The sequence below is a fragment of the Streptococcus rubneri genome (genome assembly GCF_004785935.1).
Classification (GTDB): Bacteria; Bacillota; Bacilli; order Lactobacillales; family Streptococcaceae; genus Streptococcus; species Streptococcus rubneri.
Window position 1 is genome coordinate 122,182 of the sequence record NZ_SRRP01000002.1, and the last position, 15,482, is coordinate 137,663.

The following is a 15,482-nucleotide window of genomic DNA, read 5'->3' on the forward strand; positions in this document are numbered from 1 at the left end:
CGAATATTTAAGAGTTCGGGAGATAAATCGAGCTTAGCTGTCATAAGATAGTTTAAATGAAGTACAAGTTGGATCCGATCGTCATTTTAGAAGGTGTATGTAAAATAGGAATTTTCTTTGTGTTTAAACACATTCCGTTTTTACAGTACGCTCTTTGAGTAAGGTATTTCGAGGTTTTGAATGTTTATGAAACTTGAATGACAAGGATGTAAGAATGAACAAACCAATCATCCAAGCGACTAATACTTGAAAAGAATGACTCGTTAAACTAAACTCTGTTTTTGTGAATAATTCAGTATAAGCTCCAAGAAAAGTATATTTAATAAAATTGGCAATATCAGGATTCATTTGAGACAAGTTCGGTCCCATTGCAACAATCAACATAATAGGTAAACCATTCATTTGAGCTTTTGATTGTGTCGAAGAAATTGCAGCAATACATAGATTGATGAGAATAACAGCCATAGCTGTCAACATGACTACCAAACCATACTCTAAATAAATTCTAGAAAGATCGGCACCTGCAATAATAGGGAACAAAACCATATTCAAAATAGTAATGATGGCTGGGTGTATTAAAACTGAGATGAGATATTCATATGGTCGTACACCACTTAGTAAAAGCGTTTTAAGATTCTTCTTTTCCTTTTCTTCAGCAATGATAGTAGAAACTGTACTGCCGACAGACATGGCAATTGCTGTGGATAAGCAGAGGAACATTAAGTCAAGGCCTTTGTCTTCCCCTAAATTCATGAAATTTTTATAGAGAACTAGTAACCCGTAGGGCATCAACACTTGTACCAGTAAATTTTTATTTGCGATAATAGTTTGGTTTCTTAACCATACCAATGCTTTAATTCGATTAAACATTTAATTTTTCCCCCGTTAATCTTATAAAGATTTCTTCCAAAGTTGGCTCACATGAGTGGATAGAAATAAGATCATTTGTAGCTAATGTCGATAATTCTGAAAAATCAAAGATTCTTTCTTCACGATTTTTATAAATAACTTTTATCCGTTTATTTGTGTTATATTTTTGAATGATATCTGCTGGGCTACCTTGTTCAATGAGTTTTCCTTTATTTAATAAGGCCAAATGATCACATAATAAAGTAGCTTCATTCATATCATGAGTGGTTAGAAAGATTGTAGCCCCACTTTCTTTTAATTGAACTAACAACTCATGAATCGATTTTGAAGTTGTTGGGTCCAAACCACTTGTTGGCTCATCCAAAAATAGAATTTTAGGTTGATTGATTAAAGCACGAGCTAGTAACATCCGTTGTTTCATTCCAGTAGATAATTGCTCTGCTAATACCTTTTTGCTAGCTAACAGTCCTACCTTATCAAGTAACTCATCTACTCTATTCAAATTAACGCCATAGAGCTTTGCATATAGAAGGAGATTTTTTTCTAAGGATAGTTTTTCATAGAACCCACTTTGGTCACTAACGATCCCAATTTTTTCTAAATCTGTCGGATGTAGATCCTGAGAATCTTTTCCTAACAATTGAGTAATTCCACTGTCTGGTAGTAGTTGCCCAGTAAGAATATTGATCATCGTTGTTTTTCCAGATCCGGATGGTCCCAGAAATCCGAAAATCTCTCCCTCTCTAATCTCAAAGTTAATAGAATTTAAGGCTCTCTTCCTGCCAAATGTTTTCACGATATTTCTTGCAACAACCATTGAAGTCATTCGTTTTCCTCGCTTTCTGTTAAATCAGTCATTTCAATTATTTCAATGCCTCCCGGTTTTTCATAGACCAATGTCTCTTTTTCATTAGGAGCTAATAATAGAATTTTAAAAAGTATATGATTGACCATCACCTTACAGAGACGTCTTGTTTTTGATTGGTTTGTGATGGTAATCTTTTTTTGTTCGATAAAATGAGAAGATATCTCGTATGTTAAATCTTTATTCATAGATACATCATCCCATCACAAAATAGATTTAATGTGTTAGCAAATGTCATCAGATTTTTCCTTTCTTTGTGTGCTCTCTTTTGATGCTTCTATTGTAGTTCAAAGAAAACAAAAAGAACATGACATCTAGGTCAGGTTAGCTATTGGCTGGGTTATAGACAGAGTCAAGTCTGTTTACTTATAAGTCGAGTGGACAAAATAAAAAAAGAAGTTCGTAAACTTCTCTTTGCTTATATAGTTGATTCATTCCTACCTAAATCTCGTTCTTTCTCTTTGGTCAAGTTATTCACTAGAACCTGGTCATTCAGCATCTTAGCAAACTCAATGGCTTTATTATAGGACTGTTCTGCTTTATGATGATTTTTTTCTACTTCCAAATAATATTTAGCTTCAAAAGCATATATAGCAGGTTTATGTTGAAAATTATTTGTACTCTCAGTTATCTCTCGAAAAACTTTGGTATAAATTAAGTAATCCTCTGTTTTTACTTGTATTAAAATTCCTATCAATATTCTTTCAAGTATATAGATACGATCATTATCACTATAATCAATATATAATAAAACTTTTTTAGATAATTCTTCAAAATAAGTTTTATCTTCTAAGCCAATAGCACAACAAAGGAAATACAGATTGATTATTAGAAGATCATTATAACTATACTTTTTTTTCTTTAAAATTTGATGCAAATATTCCTCTAGCAATGTCAAACCATACGTAACATCTCGACTGCTAAAAACATCTAATTGAACTTGTAAAACTTCAATTAGTAGTTGTTCTTCTTCTGGTAGATTGTCATAAAAATTCTCATATATTTCATCAAACATTTCTTCTAAAATGCCAATACGTTTTTCGTCACCATAACTATGAGCTCGTACTAATTTATTTTTTAATTCCAGATACCGCTTGGGTATTTCTATTTTGTCTACATCTATGATGTCCTCTATTGGACAATTTAATCTCTGAGATAAAAACATTAATTTAGAAAGAGATACTAATACTTGACCGTTTTCAATACGAGCAAGTTGACGAATAGTTAATTCAGATTCATCTCCACAAACATCTGCTTGAGTCATATGTTGGTTCAGACGAGCTCCTCGAATATTGTTACCGATTTTCAATTTTAATGCGGCATCTTTATCTTCAATAGGCATATCCTACTCCTAGAATTGATATCTATCAGTATTATATCATGAAATAGGCTCTCTTTTTCAAGGATTTCTGTGTCATTTTTGCGAGGGTCCAAATGAACTAACTGTTTAGAATATCCTATTTATGAGTTAGAGACTTTGAAGTGCTTTTAAAGGATTTTGTCATTCGGATAGTGTTTCCCTCCCACATAGCTGAAAAATGCAACCGTATAGAAGAATAAAAAGGCAAAGGCTCCAATCTTTGATAGACTCAGGAGGTAGCGTTACAAATACAAATTGGAGGAGATGAAATGACAGAATGTAGTCAAAACGAATTGGCACAGATTGTAGGAGGTGGGGGTTCTCGCCCGAGTCTTAGCTCGGGTCAGTCAGATAAGATTGAGATTGGTCGTCCTGGCTTTGTGAAGCGACCACCGCTCGCTCGTATTTAAGACATGATAGCGACCTTGATCATGGTGTTTTGAAATCTAGATAGAAAGAATAGGAGAAAAAATGAAAATCTATGCAGAAACAGAATTGACGACAAATGAACTTGAACAAACCGTTGGAGGGATGATCCGTCCGACCAGAAGTCCTGAACTCACATATGGTGGCGGTGGCTGGGGAACCTCTGGAATTTACCCGGGCTGGGGAAATCAAGGAATGTCTCCTTCGGGTGGCAGCTTTAGCTGGCTGATGCAAATTGCCCCAATATTTAGTAGAAAAAGAAAGTAAGATAGAAAGGTGAATGCAATGAGAAAGACAGACAGACCGTTTCAACTCGCGACACTAGGGATTCTCTGCATCAATTTTGCGCTTTTTAACGAGGGGCTCCCAACGGATTTAGTGGGCCACCTATCGGATGCCTCTTACTATGGCTTGCTCCTCTTGTTGATTGGATTGATTGGGGGGTTAGCCGTGACGCTCTTGGTAAAGAGTCGTCGTTGGGACTTGTACGGGAAATTTACTTTTAAAGCTTCTTATTTTGCGGTTTTTGTGCTTGTTTTTCTTGCTCACTTTTTATGGGAACTGTTTTCTGCAGCGGTATTTCCGCCCACTAAGAATTCCATAGCCCTTGCAGAAATATCTAGTGATTTGTCAGGCTGGGCCTTGGTGTTGGTACGTTATGTCTATGCCTGCTTGCTGGCTCCCATTGTGGAAGAGCTAGTTTTTCGTGATTTGGTCATGACGGCTTTGGCACCTTATCAGAAGTATAAGCTGGATATGCTTGTTTCGGCCTCCTTATTTAGTCTCTCTCATGTTTGGCAATATGGCTGGGATTTGCCAAGCTTTATCGTCTACTTGGTACCGGGCTTGCTATTTTGTGCGGTCCTGCGCTATACCAAATCGATTTACTGGTCCATCTTACAGCACGCCTCTTGGAATAGCTTCCTTACCCTCTTATCCCTCCTGGTCAGTGGGATTTAAGTAAGAGGAGGTCACAGCAGGGCTAATGATCCATCATCACAAAAAAGCAGTAGGCACTGCTTTTTTGTATCCAGTCAAAAATCATGATTATGTCCTAAGTTTTGAAATATTATACAGTTAAGCGTTTACATTTTTCTAAAAAGTGCTATAATTTATTATGATAGCAATAATTTTTAACAGAGGTGATCCATATGAAAAAAGGGAAGCTACTCTTAGCCACCGGCGCTCTACTCTTGTCTGTAAGCGCACTGGTAGCCTGCTCACAAGGAGGGAAATCTTCAAGTTCGGACAACCAGGTCTTTAGTTATGTCTATACTCAAGATCCGGATACTTTGGATTATTCACTCTCTAATAAGAAGTCGACCTCAGAATTTACAGGTAATGCTGTGGATGGCTTGTTAGAAGTTGACAAATACGGCAACTTAATCCCATCTCTTGCTAAGGATTGGACTGTTTCAAAAGATGGTCTGACCTATACCTATAAACTTCGTAAAGGGGTCAAATGGCTGACTGCTGAAGGGGAAGAATTCGGAGAAGTTAAGGCCCAAGACTTTGTGACGGGGCTTCAGCACGCAGCGGACAAGAAATCTTCGGCCCTCTATCTCGTCCAACAATCTATCAAAGGGTTGGATGATTATGTCTCAGGGAAAACCAAAGACTTCTCAACAGTTGGTGTCAAAGCTGTCGATGACTATACTGTTCAATACACCTTGAACCAACCAGAAAGTTTCTGGAATTCAAAAACGACCATGGGCATTTTGATGCCAGTCAATAAAGAATTCTTAGATTCTAAGGGAGATGACTACGGTCAAGGTACGAACCCTTCTAGTATTCTTTATTGTGGTCCTTATTTGATTAAAGCCATCACATCTAAATCTGTTGTGACGCTTGAAAAGAACCCAACCTATTGGGATGCTGATAATGTAAAAATTTCTAAGGTTAAGCTGACCTATTATGATGGACAAGATTCAGAATCTTTGATCCGTGGATTTGATAACGGAGACTATACCATTGCCCGTGTCTTCCCAAATGGCTCTAACTATAAGAGTGTAGAGAAGAAACACAAAGATGACATTGTCTTCAGTGACCAAGGATCCTCTACTTACAACTTGTCCTTCAACATTGACCGTCAAGCTTATGAGATTACGACGAAAACGACAGATGCTCAAAAGAGCTCAACCAAGAAAGCAATCTTGAATAAAGACTTCCGTCAAGCCATTATGTTTGCCTTCAACCGCAAGGCCTATGTAGCGCAAGCCAACGGGGAAGCATCTGCAGACAAGGTCATCCGCAACACCTTCACTCCTCCAAACTTTGTTCAAATCGATGGCAAAGATTTCGGTGAGTCTGTAGAGAAAAACTTAGAAGAATATGGTGACGAATGGAAAGGTGTTTCTGTCGAAGATGGAAAAGATACCCTTTACAATCCAACCAAGGCCAAGGAAGAGTTTGCCAAAGCTAAAGAAGCCCTTCAAGGCCAAGGGGTTGAGTTCCCGATTCATTTGGACCTCCCTGTTTCATCAACCTATACAGAAGGAGTCAAGCAAGCTCAATCCTTTAAACAGTCGATCGAATCTACCCTAGGAGCAGAAAATGTCGTCATCGACTTGAACATGGTATCTGAGGACGATCTTAATCGAGTGACCTACTTTGCTGAAAATGCCTCCCAACAAGACTGGGATTTGAACAACAACTTAGGTTGGGGACCAGACTATACCGATCCATCTTCTTACTTAGATATCACAAGCTCTAAGAATGGTGAAAATGCCAATTCCTACTTTGGATTTGATGCGGGAACGAATAACGCAGCTGCTAAAGAAGCTGGTTTTGATGAATACGATCAATTGATCGAAGACGCGCACAATGAAACCAAAGATATCAACGACCGCTATGCAAAATATGCCAAGGCTCAGGCTTGGTTGACAGATAGTGCCCTCTTGATTCCGATTCATTCAGATGGTGCATCACCAGGTGTTCGTAAGACAGTTCCATACACAGCTGCCTTTGCGTGGACAGGACACAAGGGTCAAACCTTCAACTACAAGTACTTGGAATTGCAAGACAAAGTCTTGACAAGCAAGGAGTACGATGAAGCGCGTGAACAATGGAAGAAAGAAAAAGAAGAATCTAATAAGAAAGCTCAAAAAGAACTAGAAAGTCACGTAGAGGACTAGGAGCTTTAAGAGCGATTGTATACTGAACAGGGAAGAGAGTGGGACAGAAATCGGTCATTCGTTAGACTTCGATTTCGTCGTCCCACCTCTGCACAGTTGAGTAGGGCTGTATAAGCTGATGAAATCAGCCTAGTAGAGTCTACTCAACCACTGCGTCTTGCTCGATAATCCAAAGACAATTTAGAGGCTAGGGCTTTTGTCCCAGCCTCTTTTTGGTGGATAGAACCTTTAAAAATCCCCTAAAAATGGTATAATAGGAGCATCACGAAAATTGGAGAGACAGCATGAGTTTTTACAATCATAAAGAAATCGAGCCTAAGTGGCAAAAATACTGGGCTGACCATCATACCTTTAAGACAGGAACAGATGCCTCAAAACCAAAGTTTTATGCGCTTGATATGTTCCCTTACCCATCTGGAGCGGGTCTGCACGTAGGGCACCCAGAAGGCTATACAGCGACAGATATCCTTAGCCGTTTCAAACGTGCCCAAGGCTATAACGTCCTTCATCCAATGGGGTGGGATGCTTTTGGTTTGCCAGCAGAGCAATATGCTATGGATACTGGTAATGATCCAGCTGACTTTACAGCGGAAAACATTGCCAACTTCAAACGCCAAATCAACGCCCTTGGCTTCTCTTACGACTGGGACCGTGAAGTAAACACGACAGATCCAAACTACTACAAGTGGACGCAATGGATTTTCACTAAGCTGTACGAAAAAGGCTTGGCCTATGAAGCGGAAGTACCAGTGAACTGGGTTGAGGAACTCGGAACAGCCATCGCCAACGAAGAAGTCCTTCCTGACGGAACTTCTGAGCGTGGAGGTTATCCAGTTGTCCGCAAACCAATGCGCCAATGGATGCTTAAAATCACGGCCTATGCAGAGCGCTTGCTGACTGACTTGGATGACCTAGATTGGCCAGAGTCTATCAAGGACATGCAACGTAACTGGATTGGTAAATCAACTGGTGCCAATGTCACCTTTAAAGTCAAAGGAACTGACAAGGAATTCACCGTCTTTACGACACGTCCAGACACCCTTTTTGGTGCGACTTTCACTGTCTTAGCTCCTGAGCATGACTTGGTAGATGCCATCACAAGCCCAGAGCAGGCTCAAGCTGTGGCTGACTACAAACACCAAGCCAGCCTTAAATCAGACTTAGCTCGTACTGACCTTGCTAAGGAAAAAACAGGGGTTTGGACCGGTGCTTATGCGATCAACCCTGTCAATGGTAAAGAAATCCCAATCTGGATTGCTGACTACGTTTTGTCTAGCTATGGTACAGGTGCTGTTATGGCTGTACCTGCCCACGACCAACGTGACTGGGAATTTGCTAACCAGTTTGGTCTTCCAATCGTAGAAGTGCTGGAAGGTGGAAACGTTGAAGAGGCTGCTTACACAGAGGATGGCCTTCACGTCAACTCAGACTTCTTGAACGGTCTTAACAAAGAAGAAGCGATTGCCAAGATTGTCGCTTGGTTAGAAGAAGCAGGCTGTGGTCAGGAGAAAGTAACTTACCGTCTCCGCGACTGGCTCTTTAGCCGTCAACGTTACTGGGGTGAACCAATCCCAATCATTCATTGGGAAGATGGGACTTCAACAGCTGTTCCTGAAAATGAATTGCCACTTGTCTTGCCAGTTACTAAGGACATTCGCCCTTCAGGTACTGGTGAAAGCCCATTGGCTAACTTGACCGACTGGCTGGAAGTGACTCGTGAAGATGGCGTCAAAGGTCGTCGTGAGACCAACACCATGCCACAATGGGCAGGTTCAAGCTGGTACTACCTCCGCTATATCGACCCACACAACACAGAAAAATTGGCTGATGAGGACCTCCTCAAACAATGGTTGCCAGTAGATATCTACGTGGGTGGTGCAGAACACGCCGTGCTTCACTTGCTTTACGCTCGTTTCTGGCATAAATTCCTCTATGATATCGGTGTTGTTCCAACCAAAGAACCGTTCCAAAAACTCTTTAACCAAGGAATGATCCTGGGAACTAGCTACCGTGACCACCGTGGTGCTCTTGTAGCGACTGACAAGGTTGAAAAACGTGACGGTTCCTTCTTCCATGTGGAAACAGGAGAAGAATTGGAGCAAGCACCAGCCAAGATGTCTAAATCCCTCAAGAACGTGGTGAACCCAGACGATGTGGTGGAACAATACGGTGCCGATACCCTTCGTGTCTATGAAATGTTCATGGGACCACTCGATGCTTCTATCGCTTGGTCTGAAGAAGGCTTGGAAGGAAGCCGTAAATTCCTTGACCGTGTTTACCGTTTGATCACAAGTAAAGAAATCGATGCGGAAAATAATGGCGCTCTAGACAAGGTTTACAACGAAACCGTTAAGGCTGTCACAGAGCAAATCGAGTCGATGAAGTTCAACACAGCCATTGCCCAACTTATGGTCTTTGTTAATGCTGCTAACAAAGAAGACAAACTCTATGTGGACTACGCCAAAGGCTTTATCCAATTGATCGCTCCATTTGCCCCTCACTTGGCAGAAGAACTCTGGCAAACAGTCGCAGCAACTGGCGAGTCTATCTCTTACGTGGCTTGGCCAACTTGGGACGAAAGCAAATTGGTTGAAGACGAAATCGAAATTGTCGTCCAAATCAAAGGAAAAGTCCGTGCTAAACTCATGGTCGCAAAAGATCTATCACGCGAAGAATTGCAAGAAGTTGCTCTGGCTGACGAAAAAGTCAAAGCAGAAATTGATGGCAAAGACATCGTGAAAGTGATTAGTGTACCAAATAAGCTTGTAAATATCGTAACGAAATAAAGTTAAAAAGTTCTTCAAGGTGTTCCCTTGAAGACTTTTTAGCTATTTCTTGAAAAAAGTTGATTTTCTCCCTTGACTCTCACGTCACGTCATAGCTTATACTGTTTATCAGAGAGGAGTTCCAATGAAATCTGTAAAAGAAGTCAGCCAGTTGTCCGGGGTCAGTGTGCGCACCCTTCATTATTATGATGAGATTGATTTGCTGAAGCCGTCAATGGTTGCTGAAAACGGCTATCGTTACTATAATCGCGATGCGATCATCCGTTTGCAGGAAATTTTGCTCTATCGTGAGTTGGACTTCCCTCTAAAACAAATTAAGGAACTTGTAAGTCAGGATGGATATGATAAAGCCCAGGCATTGAAGGACCAGATTCAGCTCTTGGAGTTGAAAAAGTCCCGCCTAGAGGCAATCATTTCTCATGCCAAAGCCTTACAAATGGAGGAAGAAGAAATGTCATTTGAAGCATTCGATCAAAAAACCTTGGAAGAATTCCAGCAGGAAGCCCAGGCTAGATGGGGGCAGACAGAGGCTTATCAGACTTTTGAGGCTAAGGGAGAAACTGGTTTTCCTGCTGTTACAAAGGAAATGACTGAAATCATGCAAGCTTTTGGAGCGTTGCGCCATGGAGAAGCGAGTGTGCAAGAAGCTCAAGATCAAGTCAAGGTCTTGCAGGACTATATTAGCGAACACTTTTATCCGTGCAATCGAACGATTCTTGCGGGATTAGGGCAGATGTACACAGAGGATAATCGCTTTACAAGTTTTATTGATCAGGCAGGTGGCACTGGGACAGCAGCCTTTGTCGCCAAAGCCATTTCGATCTATTGCCAGCCATAAAAAGAGGAGTCGACAATGGCTGCTCGCTCAAAGATGTGAAGTAAGAGCAAACGAGGATTAGCCCTTTTCAATCGATGATCGATCTGAAAATAAAAGAAAAGCACGAGGTCAAATAAAAAAACAGTTGAAATTTTTTTCAACTGTTTTTTTTATATTAATAGCGTCGGGCCAAGTTAGCTCCGAATTTATATCCTGCATTAAAGACGGATACAAAAAAGTTTGCAACTCCTGAAATCGCAACGATTTCAGCTAGGGCAGCACCGCCCTTGGTGTTTTCTAATTCTTCAGTTGTTAAAAGTTGTAAATTGTTCATTGCTTTTCTCCTTTCTGATTCCCCGATATGCAATGATGAGGATCCAAATAACAAGAATCCCAGAAAGTAAGTCACTCACTCCGTAAGTTTCAAAAGGGAGTGTGAGATAGTGAAGGTCGTGTAGGATTTGTAGAACTGCTAAAAAGATTCTAGACAAAAGTACAGTAGATATCGTGATGATGTGGAATATGCGTTTATTTTTCATCGTTCTTACCTAAGGACGGTTGGCTAGATATCCTAGGCCTGCTCCAGCAGCAAAAACGAGTCCTACACTACCGACAGCAGCTGTGGCAATTTTCCATGTAGCTACCCCTGCGATTACAGCTGGGATAAATCCACCTTGAATAGTGGCTAGTTCATGATCTGATAGGATGTCATCAGAATGAATAGAAATTGTGTTCATCTATCTTATCCTTTCTTTGAAGAAAATTTCTTCTTCATCTATACTATTCGTAAAAATTCTAGAAAACTTCTCCTTATTTGAAAAATCATGAAAAAAGTTGAAAGTCACCTTCGGAGTGTGATAAAATAAGGAACTATATTAGCTATGAAGAGATTGGAGAATGAGCGATGAAGAAACCAGTGATTGGGATAACGGGCAACCAACGCCCTTTTCGTGAAGAGGAAGGAATGTACCTCAGTTACACACCGACAGGCTTTGTCCAAGGGGTTCAAGAAGCAGGGGGCATCCCTCTGATCCTTCCGATTGGAGACCCGGTAACGGCTGGGCACTATATTTCCTTGATTGATAAGTTGATTATCACAGGTGGTCAGCATGTCTCTCCTCAGTTTTATGGAGCAGAAAAGGAAATTGTTAGTGACGATTACTTGCTTGAGCGCGACCTTTTTGAATTGGCCTTGATCAAGGAAGCAGTAGCCGCTAAGAAGCCCATCTTTACGGTTTGCCGAGGCATGCAACTCTACAATGTAGCTATGGGGGGGACACTTTACCAAGATATCGACCACCACTGGCAAGAAAATCCTGCCAGCGAAGCTAGTCATACGATCGAAACTGTTAAAGGGACCGTTTTGCGAGACCTGTTCGGGGAAGTTGGTCAGATCAATTCCTACCACCATCAGAGTATCAAGGATTTAGCCCCTCATCTAGAAGTGATTGCTCTTAGCCCTGAAGATCAGATCATCGAAGCGGTGCAATCATCCCACGGGACAGCCTTTCTAGGGGTGCAGTGGCATCCAGAACTGCGTTATCAGATAAGTGAAGGAGACAAGGCTCTCTTTGATTATGTTGTCAACCAACTATGATAGAAACAAAACACGTTAGAAATCGGGCTAGCGTGTTTTTTCTATAATCTGCGTAAAAATGACTGAAAATAGTCTCTAGGAAGAGGGCTGAAAGGGAGTATAATAGAGAGGAAGACAATGAGAGAGGATAAACACATGATTAACTTTCCACACGATTTTTTATGGGGGACATCGACATCTGGCCCACAGACAGAAGGGCGCTTTGCCGGAGATGGCAAGGGTGACAACCTCTGGGACTACTGGTATCAAGTAGAGCCTCATCGCTTTCGTTTCCAAGAAGGACCTGGCTTAACGTCGACCTTCTATGAAAATTGGGAAGAAGACATTGAGCTTCTAGTCGAGACCGGGCATACTGCCTTTCGGACTTCTATCCAATGGTCTCGGATTTTCCCTGAGGGTCGTGGAGAAGCCAATCCAGCAGGTGTGGCCTTTTACCGCCAAGTATTTGAGCGTATCAAGTCCAAGGGCATTCATTTGATGGTCAACCTCTATCACTTTGACCTTCCTTTTGCCTTGCAAGAGCAAGGAGACGGGTGGGAGAACAAGGAGACGGTCTACGCCTATCGCGACTATGCTCGTTTCTGCTTTGAAACCTATGGGGACTTAGTCGATCAGTGGATCACCTTTAATGAACCCATTGTCCCTGTAGAATTTGGTTATTTTTATGATGCTCATTACCCACATAAGGTGGATGCCGCTGCAGCCGTCAAAGTCGCCTACCACACCCAGTTGGCAAGCAGCCTTGCGGTTCAGGTCTGCCATGAGGTGGATCCAAGCTACCGAATCGGAGTGGTATTGAACTTGACACCAGCCTATCCGCGGAGTCAACATCCAGCAGATGTCAAGGCGGCACGAATTGCTGAACTCTTCCAAGCCAAGTCTTTTCTCGATCCGTCTGTGCTTGGAACCTACCCACCAGAGTTGGTAGAGATTTTGCGGGAGCGAAATCTTTTACCAGAGGTAGACCCAAGTGACTTAGAGCTGATCAAAGAACATACAGTTGACTTCCTAGGAGTCAACTATTACCAACCCATGCGGGTCTCTGCGCCTCGATATGCGCCAAACCCAGAGTCTCCTATGCTGGTTGAGCAATTCTACGAACCCTATGTCATGCCAGGAAGAAAGATCAATCCACATAGAGGCTGGGAAATCTATGAGCAGGGCTTGTATGACATCGCTCAAAATATCAAGGAAAATTACGGCAACATCGAGTGGCTCCTAACAGAGAATGGAATGGGAGTTGAAGGGGAAGAAAAATTCCGCCAAAACGGGGAAATCCAAGATGACTACCGGATTGACTTCGTCAAAGACCACCTGCGTGAGTTGCATCGGGCTATCCAAGAAGGGGCCAACTGTAAGGGTTACCTCATGTGGACCTTTATTGACTGCTGGTCTTGGCTCAACGGATATAAAAACCGCTACGGTCTTGTCGAATTAGACCTAGCCACTCAAGAAAGACGCCTGAAGAAATCAGGCCATTGGTTCCGTGAGTTGAGCCAGCAGAATGGATTTGAAGAGTAAGTAAGTAGACCTATCAACAAAAATGTTGGTAGGTTTACTGTTATGAATTGAATCGATAAATATCATTACTGTAATATGAAGGTCTTGTTACGTTTCGGTAACATTTTTTAAAGATTAAACTTTGAATCTCAAAATATGCTATAATAGCACCAATATTTCTGAAAGAAGGAGATTGAAAAGTGGATTTCAAGACAGAATTGGGACAAAGAATTCAAACTCTCCGTGAAAGCAAGGGGTTAAGTAGACAAGCAATCTGTGACTTGGAAGATGTGTTGACAACTCGCCAACTTCAGAGGATTGAGAAAGGTCAGTCTTTGCCTACGATTGCAACAGCAAAGTACATTGCTGATAAGCTAGATGTGTCTCTAGATGTCCTAGCTAATAATAATAGTTTGGAATTACCTTCTGAATATATTAATCTGAAATATCAATTACGAACTTTATACCATTATGGAGATCAAGATCGTCTTCATTTGCATGAAGAAATTATTGAGGAAATTTATGAAAACTATTTTGAAAGTTTGCCAGAAGAGGAACAGCTATCTGTTCAGGTTGCTCAGGCCACTGTTGACATGATCGGGGCTAAAGATCCTTCTTTTGATCAAGGTTTGTTAGATGAATATTTAGAGCAGGCAATGAAGAAAAAAGAATTAAGTCTCAATGATGTGGAGATTATTCAATTGCGCTTGCTTTCCTTAGCGTTAGGAGAATTTAATCAGGAAGAGTTTATTGATTTACTGGGTAAAGTAATGTTAGCTGCAGGTTATTTTCCTTTGTCAGAACTTGAAAAGGTACAAAATACTATTATTTCGGCTGCAGGTGTGTTAGCTCATTATGGGATATATGAGATGTTGCCTGACATTGTTAAAGCCTTAAATGATATTATGACAAAGAGACATGATTTTCAGGATAATATTTTTGTTTATGCTTTAAATTGGAAAGTTGCTTTATTTATAGAAGATGACCTAGAAAAAGCAAAAAATGATTATCAAAAAGTATGTTTGATGGCAGATTTATTATCTGAGGATTTAGTGATGAGAAATATGAAAGAAGAATGGCTAGAAGATCTCGGGAAAAAGGGAATTAATTTTACTGATGTTTAAAAAGAGTGATTAATTTTAGTTCGAATCTCTTTCACAAAAAAAACTCTGTGATATACTTCACAGAGTTTTTTTGTTGTTTAAAATAATAGTTTGACTTGGACATGAATGTCCTCACGCTAAGTTATAGAAATTAGATATACTGCTAACACAGTAGAAGAAAGGAAGAAACAATGATTTATTTTCTAAGTTTATTCACATTTTGGAAATAGATTTTTAGACATGAATGTCCTCACGCTAAGTTATGGAAATTAGATATACTGCTAACACAGTGGAGGAAAGGAAGAAATATGTTTTTATTTTCTAAGCTTATTCATTTTTTGAAAATAGATTTTTAGACATGAATGTCCTCACGCTAAGTTATAGAAATTAGATATACTGCTAACACAGTAGAAGAAAGGAAGAAACAATGTTTTATTTTCTCAGTTTATTCACATTTTGGAAATAGATTTTTAGACATGAATGTCCTCACGCTAAGTTATAGAAATTAGATATACTGCTAACACAGTAGAAGAAAGGAAGAAACAATGTTTTATTTTCTCAGTTTATTCACATTTTGGAAATAGATTTTTAGACATGAATGTCCTCACGCTAAGTTATAGAAATTAGATATACTGCTAATACAGCAGAAGAAAGGAAGAAACAATGTTTTATTTTCTCAGTTTATTCACATTTTGGAAATAATAATTTGGACATAAATGTCCTCACGCTAAAGTCTAGAAATAAGTTATGCTGCTAACACAGTAGGAGAAAGGAAGAAGCAATGTCAAAAATAAGTTTTTTAGGTGGTGGATAAGGTGATTGAAAGTAGTATTGAAAAAAAATCAGAACAAGTCTCTTATCTCACTTTAAAAAATCCAACCGAGAAGGATCGATTGGTATCTGTATGGGTAGATGGGGGATTAATAACATTAACAATGATTAGTAGTAAAAGTGAAAAGCAGATTTTATTGGGAACGATTCATGAAAATGCACAAATAGTGATAAAAGAACAACAATAAAATCT

General features: G+C 40.2%; 16 protein-coding genes. 10 read left to right on the forward strand and 6 right to left on the reverse strand.

The window, feature by feature from the left end; translation table 11 throughout:
• Window positions 1–123 precede the first annotated feature (123 nt).
• From E5S68_RS08790 to E5S68_RS08805, 4 genes are all read right to left on the reverse strand, one after another.
• The gene (locus E5S68_RS08790; RefSeq protein ID WP_135783217.1) at window positions 124–870 is read right to left on the reverse strand and encodes an ABC transporter permease; all 747 of its coding nucleotides are present in this window, start codon (window positions 868–870) and stop codon (window positions 124–126) included.
• Entirely contained in the window at window positions 863–1,696 is an 834-nt protein-coding gene (locus E5S68_RS08795; protein ID WP_135783218.1) for an ABC transporter ATP-binding protein, read from the reverse strand. The genes E5S68_RS08790 and E5S68_RS08795 overlap by 8 nt, the downstream gene beginning before the upstream one ends.
• Window positions 1,693–1,923: a hypothetical protein gene (locus E5S68_RS08800; protein WP_135783219.1), complete on the reverse strand. Its 231-nt coding sequence runs from the start codon at window positions 1,921–1,923 to the stop codon at window positions 1,693–1,695. The genes E5S68_RS08795 and E5S68_RS08800 overlap by 4 nt, the downstream gene beginning before the upstream one ends.
• Before the next feature lie 230 nt (window positions 1,924–2,153).
• Window positions 2,154–3,077: a helix-turn-helix domain-containing protein gene (locus E5S68_RS08805; RefSeq protein WP_135783220.1), complete on the reverse strand. Its 924-nt coding sequence runs from the start codon at window positions 3,075–3,077 to the stop codon at window positions 2,154–2,156.
• A 287-nt stretch (window positions 3,078–3,364) separates the two neighbouring features.
• Here E5S68_RS08805 and E5S68_RS08810 point away from each other — a divergent pair, with 287 nt between their 5' ends.
• The 6 genes from E5S68_RS08810 to E5S68_RS08835 all read left to right on the forward strand — a co-directional run bounded on the left by E5S68_RS08810 (window position 3,365) and on the right by E5S68_RS08835 (window position 10,279).
• Entirely contained in the window at window positions 3,365–3,505 is a 141-nt protein-coding gene (locus tag E5S68_RS08810) for a bacteriocin (RefSeq protein WP_135783221.1), read from the forward strand.
• 61 nt (window positions 3,506–3,566) lie between these two features.
• Window positions 3,567–3,788: a hypothetical protein gene (locus E5S68_RS08815; protein WP_135783222.1), complete on the forward strand. Its 222-nt coding sequence runs from the start codon at window positions 3,567–3,569 to the stop codon at window positions 3,786–3,788.
• Between the two features lie 18 nt (window positions 3,789–3,806).
• Complete coding sequence (locus E5S68_RS08820) at window positions 3,807–4,481, forward strand: CPBP family intramembrane glutamic endopeptidase (RefSeq protein ID WP_135783223.1); 675 nt, start codon at window positions 3,807–3,809, stop codon at window positions 4,479–4,481.
• A gap of 191 nt (window positions 4,482–4,672) precedes the next feature.
• Window positions 4,673–6,655, forward strand: coding sequence for a peptide ABC transporter substrate-binding protein (locus E5S68_RS08825; RefSeq protein ID WP_135783224.1), 1,983 nt, complete (start codon window positions 4,673–4,675; stop codon window positions 6,653–6,655).
• A 284-nt stretch (window positions 6,656–6,939) separates the two neighbouring features.
• Complete coding sequence (gene leuS, locus E5S68_RS08830; protein ID WP_135783225.1) at window positions 6,940–9,441, forward strand: leucine--tRNA ligase; 2,502 nt, start codon at window positions 6,940–6,942, stop codon at window positions 9,439–9,441.
• 124 nt (window positions 9,442–9,565) lie between these two features.
• On the forward strand, window positions 9,566–10,279 hold the full coding sequence (locus E5S68_RS08835) for a MerR family transcriptional regulator (protein ID WP_135783226.1): 714 nt from the start codon (window positions 9,566–9,568) through the stop codon (window positions 10,277–10,279).
• A 154-nt stretch (window positions 10,280–10,433) separates the two neighbouring features.
• On the opposite strand, the gene E5S68_RS08840 is transcribed toward E5S68_RS08835, so the two are convergent.
• The gene (locus E5S68_RS08840; RefSeq protein WP_135783227.1) at window positions 10,434–10,592 is read right to left on the reverse strand and encodes a class IIb bacteriocin, lactobin A/cerein 7B family; all 159 of its coding nucleotides are present in this window, start codon (window positions 10,590–10,592) and stop codon (window positions 10,434–10,436) included.
• Window positions 10,593–10,806: 214 nt separating this feature from the next.
• Window positions 10,807–10,995 carry a class IIb bacteriocin, lactobin A/cerein 7B family gene (locus E5S68_RS08845; RefSeq protein WP_135783228.1) on the reverse strand — a complete coding sequence of 63 codons (189 nt, stop codon included), beginning with the start codon at window positions 10,993–10,995 and terminating at the stop codon, window positions 10,807–10,809.
• A gap of 167 nt (window positions 10,996–11,162) precedes the next feature.
• On the opposite strand from E5S68_RS08845, the gene E5S68_RS08850 reads away from it, so the two are divergent.
• The 4 genes from E5S68_RS08850 to E5S68_RS08865 all read left to right on the forward strand — a co-directional run bounded on the left by E5S68_RS08850 (window position 11,163) and on the right by E5S68_RS08865 (window position 15,477).
• The gene (locus E5S68_RS08850) at window positions 11,163–11,855 is read left to right on the forward strand and encodes a gamma-glutamyl-gamma-aminobutyrate hydrolase family protein (protein WP_135783229.1); all 693 of its coding nucleotides are present in this window, start codon (window positions 11,163–11,165) and stop codon (window positions 11,853–11,855) included.
• Between the two features lie 135 nt (window positions 11,856–11,990).
• The gene (locus tag E5S68_RS08855) at window positions 11,991–13,376 is read left to right on the forward strand and encodes a glycoside hydrolase family 1 protein (RefSeq protein ID WP_167470858.1); all 1,386 of its coding nucleotides are present in this window, start codon (window positions 11,991–11,993) and stop codon (window positions 13,374–13,376) included.
• Between the two features lie 179 nt (window positions 13,377–13,555).
• Window positions 13,556–14,479 (forward strand): helix-turn-helix domain-containing protein, encoded by a 924-nt coding sequence (locus E5S68_RS08860; protein WP_135783231.1) that lies wholly within the window; start codon window positions 13,556–13,558, stop codon window positions 14,477–14,479.
• Between the two features lie 794 nt (window positions 14,480–15,273).
• Complete coding sequence (locus E5S68_RS08865; RefSeq protein WP_135783232.1) at window positions 15,274–15,477, forward strand: hypothetical protein; 204 nt, start codon at window positions 15,274–15,276, stop codon at window positions 15,475–15,477.
• Window positions 15,478–15,482: the final 5 nt, after the last annotated feature.